This window comes from Gilliamella sp. X-23 (assembly GCF_057063545.1).
The window spans coordinates 37,402-52,579 of sequence record NZ_JBXSQG010000008.1 but is presented as its reverse complement, the minus strand read 5'-3'; the positions used below and the strand labels follow the sequence as shown (position 1 = coordinate 52,579).

Genomic DNA, 15,178 nt, shown 5'->3' with positions numbered 1-15,178 from the left:
TGTTAGCTATCGTCTTAATAATAATTAAAAATTAAATAAAATAAACAAGTTCTAACAAACCAAGAGAAAATAACCAAAACAAAAATTTTGTTTTGGTTATTTTAGTGTTTTTCTTGTGACTTAAACAACAATTTTTATAGGACTTGAACAATTGATTCGCAAAGTCTAGACATGTTATCTAACGTCATACCTGCGACATTGATACGTCCGGAATTAACAATATAGATGCCGTAATCGCTACGTAATTTTAGAACTTGCTCTTCACTTAAGCCGCTAAACGAGAACATGCCATTTTGTTTGACAATAAAACTAAAATCTTGATTAGCACCTTTATCTTGTAAGGTTTTTACAAATAGTTGGCGCATGCGGTGGATGCGTTGGCGCATATTGGTTAATTCATCAATCCATTCTTCTTTTAATTCATCGTTGTTTAAAATATACGAGACTATCTTAGCACCATGGGCTGGTGGGTTAGAATAATTCGCTCGAATGATGGTTTTTACCTGACTAAAAGCGCGATCGGCAATTTCAGCATTGGCAGCAATTAAGGTCAATGCGCCAGCGCGTTCATTATATAGTCCAAAATTTTTAGAATATGAGCTAGCAATAAGGAGTTCTGGATGGTTGTCCGCAAATAATCGTAGCCCATAGACGTCTTCTTCTAAACCCTGTCCAAAGCCTTGGTAAGCTAAGTCAAAGAGTGGTAACCAGCCATTTTTTAAGGCTAAGTCTGAGATGGCTTGCCATTGTTCTGGGGTTGGATCAATACCCGTTGGGTTATGACAGCAACCATGGAATAACACTGCTTCACCTGAGGCAACAAGGCTTAAGTTATTCATCATTGCATCAAAATTAAGGCTGTGAGTCTGAGGATCGTAATACTGGTATTCACGAACTTCAAGCCCTGCCATTTGAAATACACTACGATGATTTGGCCAAGATGGATTGCTGATCCAAACCCGTTTTACTTTTGTTCTGCGAGCTAAAAAATCGGCCATGATGCGTAAGGCGCCAGTTCCCCCTGGTGCTTGGGCTGTTTTTGCTCGTTCATTTTCATGACCAAAAAGTAGTCGTTGGGTTGCTGTATTAAAGGTGTTGTCGCCGTCAATTGCTAAGTAGCTTTTTGAGGTTTCATTAGTTAATAAGAAGTGTTCTGCTTTTTTTACACTTTCTAGAATAGGCGTTTTGGTGGTTTCATCTTTGTAGACACCAACACTGAGATTGATTTTATTAGTGCGTTCGTCTTTGTTGTAAAGATCGGCTAGCCCTAAAATGGGATCGGCTGGAGCTGCTGTTAAATATTCAAACATAATTCACCTATCAGATCTAATGACTTTTAACGCATTATATACACATTATTTTGTAAGTTACAATTTCGACAGTGGTATTCTATAAGTATGTTTTTGTAAACATTTCTTTAGTTTTTGCTTTTTTATATTTAGTGAAAAACAGTAATTTGGTTAAAAAATGAAATCAAATCATTAGTTAAGGTTGTTAATTCACCTGTAATTAAATCTTCTTTTACTACTTCACCGGTTAAGTTGTTAATTGAAATAATTTTAGTGCTGTCATCTGTTGAGGCAATAAAAATAGTCGGTATGCGTTTTAATCTTTTTTGTTGAGATAAATGGGCAATTAAATTTTGTTCTAAGTTTGAAAAATCATCATCATTCCAAGCTTGGAGCAAAACTAAATTAGTGTCATTAAACTTAGCTGTCATATTGCCCGCGTATTGTGTTCCGTAAAAAATATGCGTACTTGGGTGTAATTTAATACCAATAACTTGTTCAATAATGGTTAAGTTTCTAGGCGGTTCCAATAAGAAAGGTTGCCAATATACTGTTAGTTTTTCCGTTTTTAAAATGCAAGGTGAAGGTATTGCATGGAGGTCTTCACTTTGTGGGGCGTATTTGAATTGCTCAATCCAGCGAGTTGTAAAATTAAGTAAAGCCGTTTTATCAGTAAAATCCATAAACAAATATATCTCATATTTAGATTATTATGTTATTTAATCATAATTATACTGGTTAAATTCTGCTATACATAATTCTATTAATGTTTTTTTAATTAATTGGGTAATTAGTGAGAGAAAATTTTGTAAAAATGATTCAGATTAGTAGTCGTTTTAATATAAAATTTTAAGCAACTTAAAATAAGTTATTTATAATTTGGTAAAGGTTAATTAGAAATAGGAAAAGATGGATACTTACATTGTTTATAAAATAGCGAGTTTAATTTTCTTGCTATCCTTTGCCTAAACGTTAATAATAGAGAGGGATAACTTTATCCTTGTAATGCAGCAATGGCGTTAGACATTACAGTTTGTCAAAATAAAATAGTGTAAGTAGAATCATTATAATTAGATAATATGTTTATTTTAAACAGTTGCATAAAGATTTAGTTTATTTGCCAAACCAGTAAAGTATAGCGGTTTGCAAATTAACGATAATAACAATGTCAATAAATTATACAATCAGTTTTTTTGCAAAGTATTTAGTGCTTTTTAATTTAATATTTTGCTTGGGTATTATATTGATGTTGATTAAGTAGTATCGGGTTCACATAAAATAATAACAAAAATAACATAAATAAAATAATGAATACCGTGTATAAAATATTTAGTTAAGTACCATTATTCATCATTGTTAAAATAATCACTTATCAATAATAAGATTCTACCTATAAGTTAATTAAGATTAATGAAGAGTGTAGAATAATGAAAAGAATGCTAATCAACGCAACCCAGCAAGAAGAGCTGCGCGTTGCACTTGTTGATGGCCAACGCTTATATGATTTAGATATCGAAAGCCTTGGACATGAGCAAAAAAAAGCGAATATTTATAAAGGTAAAATCACTAAAATCAATCCAAGTTTAGAAGCGGCTTTTGTTTCTTACGGTGGGGAACGTGATGGTTTTTTACCTTTAAAGGAGATTGCAGAAAGTTATTTCCCATCTAATATTTCTGGTCGTCGTAGTATTAAGCATCTACAAGAAGGTCAAGAAGTTCTTGTCCAAATTGAAAAAGAGATTCGAGGTAAAAAAGGTGCGGCTTTAACCACTTATATTAGTTTAGCGGGTAGCTATTTAGTGTTAATGCCTAATGATCCACGTGCTGGTGGTGTTTCGCGTCGTATAGAAGGCGAAGAAAGAGCGGATCTTAAACGTATTATTGATGCTATCGAAAAACCTAAAGGTATGGGTGTTATTGCTCGAACTGCAGGTGTAGGTAAAAGCCAAGAAGAGTTGCAACAAGATTTAGATGCATTAGTTAATTATTGGATAGCAATCCAAAATGAGGCTAAAAAACACCCAGCCCCAAGTTTAATTCATAAAGAAAGCGATATTATTACTCGCGCATTTCGTGATTATTTGCGTGATGATGTTGGTGATATTTTAATTGATAACTCGAAAGTGCTTGAGATAGCAAAAAAACGGTTAGCTGATTTAGGTCGCGTTGAATACGTTAATCGCCTTAAATTTTATGATGGTGATGTACCTTTATTTAATCATTTCCAAATTGAAGGGCAGATTGAGTCGGCATTTCAGCGTGAAGTACGTTTACCTTCCGGCGGTTCAATTGTTATTGATACTACTGAAGCACTTACTGCAATTGATATTAACTCAGCTAAGTCGATTCGTGGTAGCGATATTGAAGAAACTGCCTTTAATACTAATCTTGAAGCAGCAGAAGAAATTGCGCGCCAGTTACGTTTACGCGACTTAGGTGGTTTGATTGTTATCGATTTTATTGATATGACACCAATTCGCAATCAGCGTGAAGTAGAAAATCGCCTTAAAGAAGCGATGAAGACTGACCGTGCACGTATCCAAACGACCCGTATTTCTCGTTTTGGTTTGCTCGAAATGTCTCGCCAACGTTTAAGCCCGTCATTACGAGAAGCAACTCATCATATTTGCCCGCGTTGTCAAGGAACGGGTACGGTTCGTGATAATAATTCATTGTCTTTATCGATTCTTCGATTAATTCAAGAAGAAGCGATGAAAGATAATACTGTACAAATCGATGTCATCGTTCCTGTACCAATAGCAAGCTATTTACTCAACGAAAAACGTCGCGCTATCACTAATATTGAAAGCATGCATCCTGATGTCAAAATTGTGATTGCCGGCGATGAAGAGATGGAAACACCGCTTTATAAAGTGATTCGTAAGCGTAGAGGCGAAGAAACGGATGTACTGAGTTATAATCTTCCAAAACTGATTCGTGAACTTGAAGAAGAGGAAGATGAACAACAAGCTGTTGAAGTTATTGTTGAACAAGCCGTATTGTCTGGCCCTAAAGTTGAAGCCTCTGTTGCACCAAGAGAAGATGCAACACCAAAAACTAAAAAATCAGAAGGTTTATTTAGTGGGCTATTTGGTAAGCTACGTAAATTGTTTGTTATAGAAAAAGCAGAACCTGAGCCAGAAGTTAAACCTAAAACAGCCAAAAGACGAGATAATCAACGTTCAAACAATCGACGTCAACGTAATAACCGAAACAATAGTGCGGCTAGCAATGCTAATATTGTTACAGCAGGTACTCTTGACGAGGTGAAAGAGACAAGTAGAAATAATAATCGTAGAGCTAAATCAAATACGAATTTGTCAAACTCAACAAATAATCTTAAGGTAGATAAAGTTGTTGACGAAGCAGTGCAACCAAAACAGCGTGAAGCAAAGCCAAGACGTCAACAACGTGCATTAGCTAAAAGTGTTCGTGTAAAAAATACTGATATAACGGTACAATTTCAGCAAGAAAAAGTAATCATTCCTTCTTTGTTGTTGCCTGTCATTGTCACTAAAGCAACTGAAGACCATATTGCATCAGAAACTCAATCAAAGCGTCAGCGTCGCACATCTAGGCATTTGCGAATGAATGGTCAACGTAATAAACGTCGTGTTCGTAATGTGGAATTAAAGCAGTCTCCAATGCCGTTACCATTTGCTGCTGCATCATTAGAATTAGCATTGGGTCGAGTTGTTGTCGATTACAGCCAAATAGTAAATGATGAACCAAATAGTGTTGTGCCTGTTATTCCTTCGCTTTTAGTTCCTGTTATTGTTAAAAATGACGAAGATGTAACTAGTCATAGTGTTGATACTGTCATAATTGATGAACAGTCAAAAAGTTCTTTATCTACAAATGTTCAAGAAGATTTTGAAGATAGCAAAAAAATTAGTGATGGAACTGATCTGATAACTCATGATTTACAATTAACAGGTTATTCTTCTTCAGCAATGGCTAAAGCGCCAGCACCAGAGTATGAAACTTCTGATGTTGGAATAAAATTACGTGAAGAGTCAGATTATCACTTTGAAGGTAAAGGTAATGCTGGTGGCTTAAGTGCACAAGATCATGCGTATGCCGCAGCAAGTAAACCGGTGATGCCGGATTAATCAATAGATAAATTAAAACACGGTGAGCGTTTGTCACCGTGTTTTGTTTATTTATAATAGTGATAAAGATAAATAATGATTATCTATATTTTTAAGAGAATAGTAACGTTTTTATTTATTATCTGCGTGCTGGCTCAGATTAGCTTCTGTTTAGTTTATTTTACTCCTTATTCAATGTCTAACTTTCATAATCTAAGTTTTATTGATGCCTATAGTGCTTTTTTTAAGCAGTTGCTGCAAGGTGAATTTAGGTTGTTAACGGGGGAAACAGTACTTTTTTTTCAGACGTTATTGGCTACATTTGAACTTTGTATCCTTGCTTTATTCGTTGCTCTACTTGTTGGATTACCTTTAGGAATTTTTCTTGGACTGAGTAATATTAACTGGTTAAATAATATGATTCGCTTAGGGTCTTTATTATTATATTCTTGTCCTATCGTTATGTTAGTTATTGTTGTTATGTATTGTCTGTCGCCAACTTGGACTATATCGATGAATTTTGATATATCACCATCAGTTACTGGGACTTCTTTACTGGAGATTTTGGCTTCAACAAAAGCATCTAAATGGAAAGAGTTGTTTGAGCAATTTCATTATTTAATTTTACCAATCATTCTTTTAGCTATTCAGCCAAGCATTATGACCATTCAATTAATCGGTCAAAATGTAAAAAACACATCAAGACAAAATTTTATAAAAATGGCGATTATTCGTGAGCGTTCACCGTTTAAAATTTTACGTCGACATTTGTTACCCAATTCAATCCCAGCCACTATTCCACAGTTGACTTATAATACAACAACGCTGTTATTTTCAACGATGGTTATTGAAATTTTATTTAATCGAGCAGGACTTGGGCAGTGGGTAATGATTGCTTATCATCATCATAATTATTTTATTATTTCTATTGCTATTTTAGCTTGTGGAACGGTTATTAGTTTATTAACGTTATTAGGCGAAATTTCGGCGATTGCAATTTATCCTTTGCGCCATAAGGAATATTATGTTTAGGCCAGCTAGTTTAATGAAAAACATTAAGTCATGCTTTAGTCGGCTACATGGTAATCTCTATTTAATTGTTGGTTTTTATGGCATATTGGCGATTACTTTTGTCGCATTATCAACTAAATGGTTTTTTCATGCTCATTTAAATCCTATATATCCTGCATTATTACCCCCCGCTTGGTGGCTTAATGGTGATATCAATCATATATTAGGTACGAATGCGAAAGGACAAGATATTTTTGATTATTTGCTAATTGGATATCGCTCAACTATTTCAATGACATTAAAAGTGGTATTTTATGTGGTTGTCATTGGTGGATTAATTAATTATTTAATGTTTTTTATATCGTTGATACGTCCTTTTGTATTATTCATTTTTAAATTTTGTATGGTAGTACCACCATTACTTGGTGTGATTGTGATTAGCTTATTGTTAGAAGATGATATTACTAATATGTTATTGGTGGTTGGATTATCTTATACTCCACGCTTTATTTACAATATTCATCAACGCGTTATTAATGAATGGAATAAGACGTATATTATAGCTTATAGATTGGATGGCTTATCTGCATTTTCAATTTTAAATCGTTTTATTTTACCTAATATTTTACCTATCTATTTGACCGAGATTGTTTCGTTATTTGGTTCAATCATTTTATCTCTTACCACTATAACTTTTTTAGGTTTTGCTAATGATGTTTCTCGGCCTGATTTGGGAATGATGATGTTTCAAATGAAAGATATTATTGCCACTAATTATTTAGCCTTTCTATCTCCCGGAATTGCTGTGTCTGCTACAATAATTTTTGTTTATTTGTTTAACTTTGGATTATATGGTCGGCGAGCAGGAACTTAATTATGGCATTATTAGACATTCGAAATTTAACCATTGAGTTTATTACGCCAGATGGTCTTTTGCGTGCAATTGATCGCGTTAATTTGAAGTTGTCTGAAGGCGAAATTCGCGGCTTAGTTGGTGAGTCAGGTTCAGGAAAAAGTCTTATCGCTAAAGCTATTTTAGGGGTAACTAATCATAATTGGAAAATTTCTGCTGATCGATTTTATTTTGATAATATTGATTTACTAAAGTTAACACCTAAACAACGTCGAAAAGTCATTAGTGATAATATCTCGATGATATTCCAAGAGCCGCAATCTTGTTTAGATCCTTCAATGAAAATTGGTCAACAATTGATTGACGCTATACCAAAACGAACCTTTAAAGGGCATTGGTGGCAGCGGTTATTTTGGCGTAAAAATCGTGCTATTGAACTGTTGCACCGAGTTGGTATTAAACATCATAAAGAGATATTAAAATCTTATCCATTTGAATTGACCGAAGGTGAGTGTCAAAAAGTGATGATTGCAATTGCATTGGCTAATCAACCCAAGCTATTGATTGCAGATGAGCCAACAAATGCGATGGAAGCAACAACCGAAGCGCAAATTTTTAGGTTGCTGGCTAGTATGAATCAAAATATGGGTACCACTATTTTGCTTATTAATCATGACTTGCAGATGGTAACTCGATGGACAGATCGTATTAATGTGCTGTATTGTGGGCAAACAGTTGAAGTTGCCGATAGTGAAGATTTAATTAGATCTCCTTATCATCCCTATACTCAGGCTTTAATTTATGCGATTCCTGATTTTGGCAAAGCGATGCCACATAAAAGTCCGTTAAATACCTTACCTGGTGTTATTCCGTCACTTGAACATTTACCGATCGGATGTCGATTAGGACCAAGATGTCCTTATGCCCAAAAAAAATGTATTTTAGCACCAGAATTAATACCGATAAAAGACCATTTTTTCGCCTGCCATTTTCCGTTAAATACTGATGAGTAACTGTAAATAATAGGAATACTCGATGAATCCAATATTAAAAGTACGTAACTTATCTAAGCAATTTAAAATCCATAAAGGTTTGTTTGGGCATTTACGTATTGATGCGGTGAAAGCATTATCGTTTTCTCTTAATGAAGGTAAAACCCTTGCAATTATTGGACAAAATGGTTCAGGAAAATCGACATTGGCAAAAATGTTAGTAGGGATGATAAAACCTGATAGCGGTGATATCTGGATTGATGGTAATAAAGTTCAATACGGCGATTATAGTCACCGTTGTCAACTGATTAGAATGATTTTTCAGCATGTTGAAAGTTCATTCGATCCTAGATTGCGTATTGGACAATTATTAGAGATCCCACTTAAGCATAATACCCATTATGATGCCCATGAGCGTGAAAAACTAATTAGTAGTGTATTAAAACAAGTTGGATTATTGCCCGAACATGCTTCTTACTATCCTTCAGTGATGGCGGCAGGACAAAAGCAACGTGTGGCATTAGCAAGAGCTTTAATTTTAAAGCCCAAAGTAATTATTCTTGATGAGGCTTTAGCAGCGTTAGATATTTCGATGCGCTCACAGATTGTTAATTTGATGTTGTCATTACAAGTTCAACAAAATATTTCTTATGTTTATGTAACACAAGATATTGGTATGATGAAACATATTAGCGACGAAATTTTAGTTATGCATAATGGCGATCTTGTTGAGTATGGTAATACTGCTGAAGTATTAGCTTCACCTTTAAGTGATATTACCCAAAAATTGATAAATAGCTATTTTGGTGAAGCACTGACTGCTGATACTTGGCGTACTGATACAAGGTCTTTTTAAGAAAGATCTCTTTTATCACCTATAATCATCAATAATATATGTATCTACTATTATGATTTAGTTTTAAATTTCATCTCTAATATTGTCAATAAAAATCTCGACAAATAATCTAAAACGCACTATATTTAGCTATATGGATTTCTAGACGTCTATTTTAGAGGTTTAAAATAACTTATCGTTTTTAGGAGCTTTTGTTATGCCTATTTGTATTCCTGATTCATTACCGGCTGTTGATGTATTACGTAATGAAAATGTATTTGTTATGACTTCATCACGCGCTAATACTCAAGAAATTCGTCCTCTTAAGCTTCTTTTTTTAAACTTAATGCCTAAAAAAATCGAGACTGAAAACCAGTTTTTAAGATTACTTTCTAACTCATCTTTACAAGTTAATATTCAGTTATTGCGTATTGACCAACGCGAATCAAAAAATACACCTGTCGAGCATTTAAATAGTTTTTATTGTGATTTTGATGATATTCGCGAACAGAATTTTGATGGACTAATTATAACGGGAGCACCACTAGGTAAGGTCCCTTTTTCTGATGTTGTGTATTGGCCTAAATTAACTGAAATTATAACATGGGCAAAAGAGCATGTTACTTCAACCATGTTTGTTTGTTGGGCTGTGCAGGCTGCTTTGAATGTATTATATGATTTACCAAAATTTACTCGTACCGAAAAATTATCCGGTGTTTATCAGCATCAAAATAATCAACCCAATGCTATTTTAACACGTGGTTTTGACGATACTTTTTTAGCTCCCCATTCACGATATGCTGATTTTCCTATTGATGAAATAAAAAAACATACTGACTTAACCATTTTAGCTGAATCTGATATTACTGGTCCTTATTTGATGGCAACTACAGATAAGCGGATGGTATTTGTGACTGGTCATCCTGAATATGACTCTGCAACACTGGCAAATGAATACTATCGAGACTTAAATGCAGGCATTCAACCTGATATGCCGTTTAATTATTTCCCTAATAATAATCCTCATTTAGCACCAAAAGCTACATGGCGTAGCCATGCCTATTTATTATTTAGTAATTGGCTTAATTATTATGTTTATCAGTTAACACCATTTGATTTAACTACCCGAAATTTAACAATTGATGATTGATAAATATAAGAAATGTTGAAAGGTTATCAGTTATGGCCCTTAAATATTTCAATAAGTTGTCGAATATTACACTAAATGTGGCTTTAGTTATGTGATTAAACTTGTAGCCAAAATGTCACAGGACCATCATTAATTAATGATACTTGCATATCAGCAGCAAATTGTCCTGTTTGGGTCGTTATTTGTTGTTTACATTGTTCGACAAAAAGTTGATAAAGCCTATCAGCTTCATCTGGCTTGGCACCTTTAGTAAAACTCGGACGCATTCCTTTTTTAGTGTCTGCCGCTAGGGTAAATTGAGAAACTACTAATACTTCACCATTAGCTTGTTTAACGTTTAAATTCATTTTTCCTTCGCTATCACTAAAAATGCGATAGCCTAATACTTTTTCACATAAACGAATTGCTTTTTGCTCGTCATCACTTTGCTCAACACCGAGTAAAATCAGCAACCCCTGATTAATTTGTCCAATAATGTTATTGTTTGTTGTGACGCTAGCTTGCTTTACTCGTTGGATTAAGGCAATCATAAATTAATTACTCTGTTGTTAAAGGTTGATTCTTAAAGGCGTGTTTTTTTTTGTCGGTTATAGTCAGTTAAAGTTGCAGCAAACTCGGCACCGAACAAAATAATACACCATGAACAGTAGATCCAAACTAACATGATGGGGATAGATGATACTACTCCGTAAATGAGTTGGTATGTTGGAAATGAAGTAACATAAAGTGCAAACGCTCGTTTGCCTAATTCAAATAATATTGCAGCTACAAATGCTCCAATCATCGATTCTTTAAAAGGCACAGATTCGGTCGGAATAATGCTATAAAGCAACCAAAATCCGAATACAGAAATAATAAAGGGAAGGGTACTAAGTAAAATAGTGTTTGTTGTGGCTGTCGAAAACCAATTTAGTGAGAATATGTAAGAGCTCACAGCCACACTTGAACCAACTAAGATCGGACCTAAAGTTAAAATTGTCCAGTATATGGTTAGGTTATACATGAAAGAGCGTTTTCGTTTGGTTTTCCAAATATGATTAAGTGTTGTATTAATTGAGTTAATTAGTAATAGTGATGTAACAATTAAACCAATTACCCCTAAAAAAGTCATTTTTTTAGTATTGGATATGAATTGTTCCAGATAATTTTGAATAGAATCACTAGCAGTGGGAACAAGATTTTTATAAATCAATTGTTTTAATGAAAGACTAGCTTCGTTAAAAATCGGAAAAGCTGACAATAAGGAGAAAATAACAGTAATAAGTGGTACTAGTGCAAGTATCGTAGTATAAGCGAGCTCAGCAGAAGAGGTTGTTAGACGATCGTGGTTAATACGATTCCATAACATTTTCATAAAGAGCTGTATTTGCTTAAGTGATTTCATTATTTTTTCTAGTTAGAAATGGCACAATCATTAATCCCATTACTATTTAATGAGTTTAATACCTTATCTGCATCTTTTTTGTTGGTATATGGCCCTATTGTGACTCGATATAACTGGCCTGGAGAAATATTAGCACTAATACCGGTCATTGCAAGCTTAGCCCTTAGTGTATCAGCATTAGACTTATCCTTAAATGCACCACATTGTAGTAGCCATTTATTGGTAACAGTTTGTGTTGGCGATGATGTTATATTTATTGTTTGATTTTGTGTCGCTGAGTTTTCTTTCGAGGAAGACACTGTAGTTTGAGTATTATTAATAAAACTATCCAAGATTTGTTGTCTTTCACTTGCAACTGAATTTGATGTTGAAGCGTAGTTTGCATTAGGGGTTTCTAACTCTTTAAGATATGTCCAACGCTCTTGAGGTTGCTCCGGTAGAGTTATTGTCGGAGCCTGAGTTTTTACTTTTGGCGCTTCAACGGTTTTTTTAGGCGTATTATTCGCAACAAAATAGAGAATAGCAGAAAATAGAATAATGACAATAATGGCCAAAAATATCATTAAATTAGGCGTATTTCGTGACTTATTTTTTTTTGACTGGCTCTTTTTTCTAACATAATCACGCTGAACCACAATAGACTCTCTTCTATTTTATTAACATTACATAAATAATTAGTATACAAATAAAAAAAGTGGTTTACACCACTTTTTGTCATTTTTTCTTTAACTATGATAGTTAACAATTAACAAATAAAGCTATCAACCCAATGCTTTAATTTGCTTAATTAAATTTGCTTTATGGCGCGCAGCTTTATTTTTGTGGATTAAGCCACGAGCCGCTTGACGGTCAACAACTGCTTGCATGTCTTTGAATGCTACTTCAGCTGTTTGTTTATCACCAGCTGCAACAGCTGCGTAAACTTTTTTAATATAAGTACGCATCATTGAACGGTTACTAGCATTATGTTTACGACGTTTTTCGGATTGAACCGCACGTTTCTTAGCTGATTTGATATTAGCCAAAGTCAACTCCCAAGTTTATATAAAAATTACATATTAATAAGGTGGCAAAATATGCCTGATTTTCTCTCTTTTGTCAATGCTGTTGCATAAAAAATATGATCGGTAATTTTTATCTTTATAATAAATGTTTACTATTCGACCAATAAAGCCTATAACCTAAAAAGAAATTTTATGTTAGAATATCGAAAGTTTTATTTTTATTCTATTTTATAAGAGGAAGTATCATGTCTATTATTAGAATGCAAGATCTTGATCTAAAAGGAAAACGTTTATTCATTCGCTCGGATCTTAATGTGCCGGTCAAAAATGGTAAGGTCACTTCCGATGCGCGTATTAAAGCATCATTACCTACTATTGAAGATGCCATCAAAAAAGGTGCTAAGGTAATGGTTACCTCTCATATCGGTCGACCAACAGAAGGAGAATATAACCCAGAATTCTCTTTACAACCTGTTGTTGATTATTTAAAAGAACATGTGTCATTCCCTGTTCGTTTAGTAAAAGATTACCTAGATGGTGTTGATGTTAAAGAAGGTGAATTAGTTGTTCTTGAAAACGTCCGTTTTAATGTTGGAGAAGGCAAAGATGATGAAACTCTATCTAAAAAATATGCCGCTCTTTGTGATATTTATGTGATGGATGCGTTTGGTACTGCTCACCGTGCTCAAGCATCTACTCATGGTGCTGGTAAATTTGCGCCAGTTGCTTGTGCAGGTCCATTATTAGCAGCTGAACTTGATGCATTAGGTAAAGCTTTAGATAATCCAGCAAGACCAATGGTTGCCATTGTTGCTGGTTCAAAAGTATCAACTAAATTAACTGTGCTTGATTCTTTATCAAAAATTGCTGACCAAATTATTGTTGGTGGTGGTATTGCTAATACTTTCATCGCTGCTGAAGGCTATAATGTAGGTAAATCACTTTACGAAGCAGATCTCATTCCTGAAGCTAAAAAATTGATGGCTAACTGTGAAATTCCTGTTCCAACTGATGTACGTGTTGCAACTGAATTTAGTGAAACAGCTACTGCAACTGAAAAATCGGTTAAAGATGTTAAGGAGAATGAGCAAATTCTTGATTTAGGCGATAAATCAGCTGAGGTATTAGCAGATATCATTAAAAATGCTAAAACCATTTTATGGAATGGTCCTGTGGGGGTTTTTGAGTTTCCTAATTTCCGCCGAGGTACTGAAATTGTTGCGAAAGCAATTGCTGATAGCCAAGGATTCTCAATCGCGGGTGGTGGTGATACCTTAGCGGCAATTGATTTATTTGGTATTGAAGATAAAATCTCTTATATTTCAACTGGTGGCGGTGCTTTCCTTGAATTCGTTGAAGGTAAAAAACTACCTGCTGTAGCTATGTTAGAGGCTAGAGCAAAAGCGTAATACTGGTTCAATAGGAAGGATGGGGAAAATACTCATCCTTTATTTTTATGATAGATAAATTTATAGGTAACAAAATGACTACAAAGATTTCTGATGTCGTTAAACCTGGTGTAGTAACTGGTGATGATGTTCAAAAAGTATTTCAAATCGCTCGCGAAAATAATTTTGCATTGCCCGCAGTTAACTGTGTAGACACTAACACAATCAATGCTGTTATTGAAACAGCAGCAAAAGTAGGTTCTCCTGTTATTGTCCAATTCTCAAACGGAGGGGCCCAATTTATTGCCGGTAAGGGCTTGAAATTAGAAGGGCAAGAATGTGCTATTCTAGGGGCAATTTCTGGTGCAAAACACGTCCACCTTATGGCTGAAAAATACGGTGTTCCGGTTATTGTTCATACCGATCACTGTGCTAAAAAATTACTTCCATGGATTGATGGTTTGCTTGAAGCTGGTGAAACGCATTTTGCTAAAACAGGTAAACCTTTGTTTTCTTCTCATATGATTGATCTCTCAGAAGAAACATTAAAAGATAATATTGACATTTGTTGTCAGTATCTTGCTCGTATGTCTGCAATGAAAATGACATTAGAGTTAGAATTGGGGTGTACTGGTGGTGAGGAAGATGGTGTTGATAACAGCCATATGGATAGTTCGGCACTTTATACTCAACCAGAAGATGTTGCATACGCTTATGAACGTTTAAGTGCTATTAGTCCTCGTTTCACTATTGCAGCATCATTTGGTAATGTTCATGGTGTTTATAAACCAGGTAATGTTAAGTTAACGCCTAAAATTCTAGATAATTCACAAAAATATGTATCTGAGAAGTTTAGTTTACCTGCAAAATCATTGAACTTTGTTTTCCATGGTGGTTCTGGTTCTACACCTGAAGAAATTGCTGAAGCAGTAAGCTACGGTGTTATTAAAATGAATATTGACACTGATACACAATGGGCAAATTGGTCTGGTATTTTAGATTACTACAAAGCAAATGAAGCTTACTTACAAGGACAATTAGGTAATCCAGAAGGTATCGATGCTCCAAACAAAAAATACTATGATCCGCGTGTGTGGTTACGTAAAGGACAAGATTCTTTAATTGCACGTTTAGAGCTAGCATTTAAAGAACTTAACGCAGTAAACGTTCTTTAATTTTTG

At 34.5% G+C, this 15,178-nt stretch carries 14 protein-coding genes; 8 read left to right on the top strand and 6 right to left on the bottom strand.

Annotated elements, in window-relative coordinates; translation table 11 throughout:
* Positions 1-134: 134 nt before the first annotated feature.
* Together ACYH9I_RS06950 and syd are read right to left on the bottom strand one after the other, a co-directional pair.
* The gene (locus ACYH9I_RS06950; protein ID WP_483559889.1) at positions 135-1,310 is read right to left on the bottom strand and encodes an amino acid aminotransferase; all 1,176 of its coding nucleotides are present in this window, start codon (positions 1,308-1,310) and stop codon (positions 135-137) included.
* A 128-nt stretch (positions 1,311-1,438) separates the two neighbouring features.
* Positions 1,439-1,972, bottom strand: a complete 534-nt coding sequence (gene syd, locus ACYH9I_RS06945; protein WP_483559888.1) for a SecY-interacting protein — start codon at positions 1,970-1,972, stop codon at positions 1,439-1,441.
* A 744-nt stretch (positions 1,973-2,716) separates the two neighbouring features.
* On the opposite strand from syd, the gene rne reads away from it, so the two are divergent.
* The 6 genes from rne to metA all read left to right on the top strand — a co-directional run bounded on the left by rne (position 2,717) and on the right by metA (position 10,221).
* A complete protein-coding gene (rne, locus tag ACYH9I_RS06940; protein WP_483559886.1) occupies positions 2,717-5,401 on the top strand; it encodes a ribonuclease E in 2,685 nt (894 codons plus the stop codon).
* A gap of 75 nt (positions 5,402-5,476) precedes the next feature.
* Complete coding sequence (locus tag ACYH9I_RS06935) at positions 5,477-6,412, top strand: ABC transporter permease subunit (protein WP_483559884.1); 936 nt, start codon at positions 5,477-5,479, stop codon at positions 6,410-6,412.
* Between the two features lie 13 nt (positions 6,413-6,425).
* Positions 6,426-7,265 carry an ABC transporter permease subunit gene (locus ACYH9I_RS06930; protein WP_483559882.1) on the top strand — a complete coding sequence of 280 codons (840 nt, stop codon included), beginning with the start codon at positions 6,426-6,428 and terminating at the stop codon, positions 7,263-7,265.
* Positions 7,266-7,267: 2 nt separating this feature from the next.
* The gene (locus ACYH9I_RS06925) at positions 7,268-8,257 is read left to right on the top strand and encodes a peptide ABC transporter ATP-binding protein (RefSeq protein ID WP_483559880.1); all 990 of its coding nucleotides are present in this window, start codon (positions 7,268-7,270) and stop codon (positions 8,255-8,257) included.
* A gap of 22 nt (positions 8,258-8,279) precedes the next feature.
* Entirely contained in the window at positions 8,280-9,092 is an 813-nt protein-coding gene (locus ACYH9I_RS06920) for a peptide ABC transporter ATP-binding protein (RefSeq protein ID WP_483559879.1), read from the top strand.
* Between the two features lie 196 nt (positions 9,093-9,288).
* Complete coding sequence (gene metA, locus ACYH9I_RS06915; protein WP_483559878.1) at positions 9,289-10,221, top strand: homoserine O-succinyltransferase MetA; 933 nt, start codon at positions 9,289-9,291, stop codon at positions 10,219-10,221.
* A 95-nt stretch (positions 10,222-10,316) separates the two neighbouring features.
* Here metA and dtd read toward each other — a convergent pair whose 3' ends face one another.
* The 4 genes from dtd to rpsT all read right to left on the bottom strand — a co-directional run bounded on the left by dtd (position 10,317) and on the right by rpsT (position 12,630).
* Positions 10,317-10,751, bottom strand: a complete 435-nt coding sequence (dtd, locus tag ACYH9I_RS06910) for a D-aminoacyl-tRNA deacylase (RefSeq protein ID WP_483559877.1) — start codon at positions 10,749-10,751, stop codon at positions 10,317-10,319.
* A 32-nt stretch (positions 10,752-10,783) separates the two neighbouring features.
* Positions 10,784-11,605 (bottom strand): virulence factor BrkB family protein, encoded by an 822-nt coding sequence (locus ACYH9I_RS06905; protein ID WP_483559875.1) that lies wholly within the window; start codon positions 11,603-11,605, stop codon positions 10,784-10,786.
* Positions 11,606-11,613: 8 nt separating this feature from the next.
* On the bottom strand, positions 11,614-12,240 hold the full coding sequence (locus tag ACYH9I_RS06900) for an SPOR domain-containing protein (RefSeq protein ID WP_483559873.1): 627 nt from the start codon (positions 12,238-12,240) through the stop codon (positions 11,614-11,616).
* A 126-nt stretch (positions 12,241-12,366) separates the two neighbouring features.
* The gene (gene rpsT / locus ACYH9I_RS06895) at positions 12,367-12,630 is read right to left on the bottom strand and encodes a 30S ribosomal protein S20 (RefSeq protein WP_091350046.1); all 264 of its coding nucleotides are present in this window, start codon (positions 12,628-12,630) and stop codon (positions 12,367-12,369) included.
* 224 nt (positions 12,631-12,854) lie between these two features.
* Between rpsT and pgk the strand changes: the two genes are divergently transcribed.
* Together pgk and fbaA are read left to right on the top strand one after the other, a co-directional pair.
* A complete protein-coding gene (pgk, locus tag ACYH9I_RS06890) occupies positions 12,855-14,018 on the top strand; it encodes a phosphoglycerate kinase (protein ID WP_483559872.1) in 1,164 nt (387 codons plus the stop codon).
* Positions 14,019-14,092: 74 nt separating this feature from the next.
* Complete coding sequence (gene fbaA, locus ACYH9I_RS06885) at positions 14,093-15,172, top strand: class II fructose-bisphosphate aldolase (protein WP_483559870.1); 1,080 nt, start codon at positions 14,093-14,095, stop codon at positions 15,170-15,172.
* The last annotated feature ends 6 nt before the right edge of the window (positions 15,173-15,178 follow it).

Bases quoted from the DNA above. Each gene is read 5' to 3' on its own strand.
- ACYH9I_RS06950 (WP_483559889.1), bottom strand. From the start codon at position 1,310: ATGTTTGAATATTTAACAGCAGCTCCAGCCGATCCCATTTTAGGGCTA.
- syd (WP_483559888.1), bottom strand. From the start codon at position 1,972: ATGGATTTTACTGATAAAACGGCTTTACTTAATTTTACAACTCGCTGG.
- rne (WP_483559886.1), top strand. From the start codon at position 2,717: ATGAAAAGAATGCTAATCAACGCAACCCAGCAAGAAGAGCTGCGCGTT.
- ACYH9I_RS06935 (WP_483559884.1), top strand. From the start codon at position 5,477: ATGATTATCTATATTTTTAAGAGAATAGTAACGTTTTTATTTATTATC.
- ACYH9I_RS06930 (WP_483559882.1), top strand. From the start codon at position 6,426: ATGAAAAACATTAAGTCATGCTTTAGTCGGCTACATGGTAATCTCTAT.
- ACYH9I_RS06925 (WP_483559880.1), top strand. From the start codon at position 7,268: ATGGCATTATTAGACATTCGAAATTTAACCATTGAGTTTATTACGCCA.
- ACYH9I_RS06920 (WP_483559879.1), top strand. From the start codon at position 8,280: ATGAATCCAATATTAAAAGTACGTAACTTATCTAAGCAATTTAAAATC.
- metA (WP_483559878.1), top strand. From the start codon at position 9,289: ATGCCTATTTGTATTCCTGATTCATTACCGGCTGTTGATGTATTACGT.
- dtd (WP_483559877.1), bottom strand. From the start codon at position 10,751: ATGATTGCCTTAATCCAACGAGTAAAGCAAGCTAGCGTCACAACAAAC.
- ACYH9I_RS06905 (WP_483559875.1), bottom strand. From the start codon at position 11,605: ATGAAATCACTTAAGCAAATACAGCTCTTTATGAAAATGTTATGGAAT.
- pgk (WP_483559872.1), top strand. From the start codon at position 12,855: ATGTCTATTATTAGAATGCAAGATCTTGATCTAAAAGGAAAACGTTTA.
- fbaA (WP_483559870.1), top strand. From the start codon at position 14,093: ATGACTACAAAGATTTCTGATGTCGTTAAACCTGGTGTAGTAACTGGT.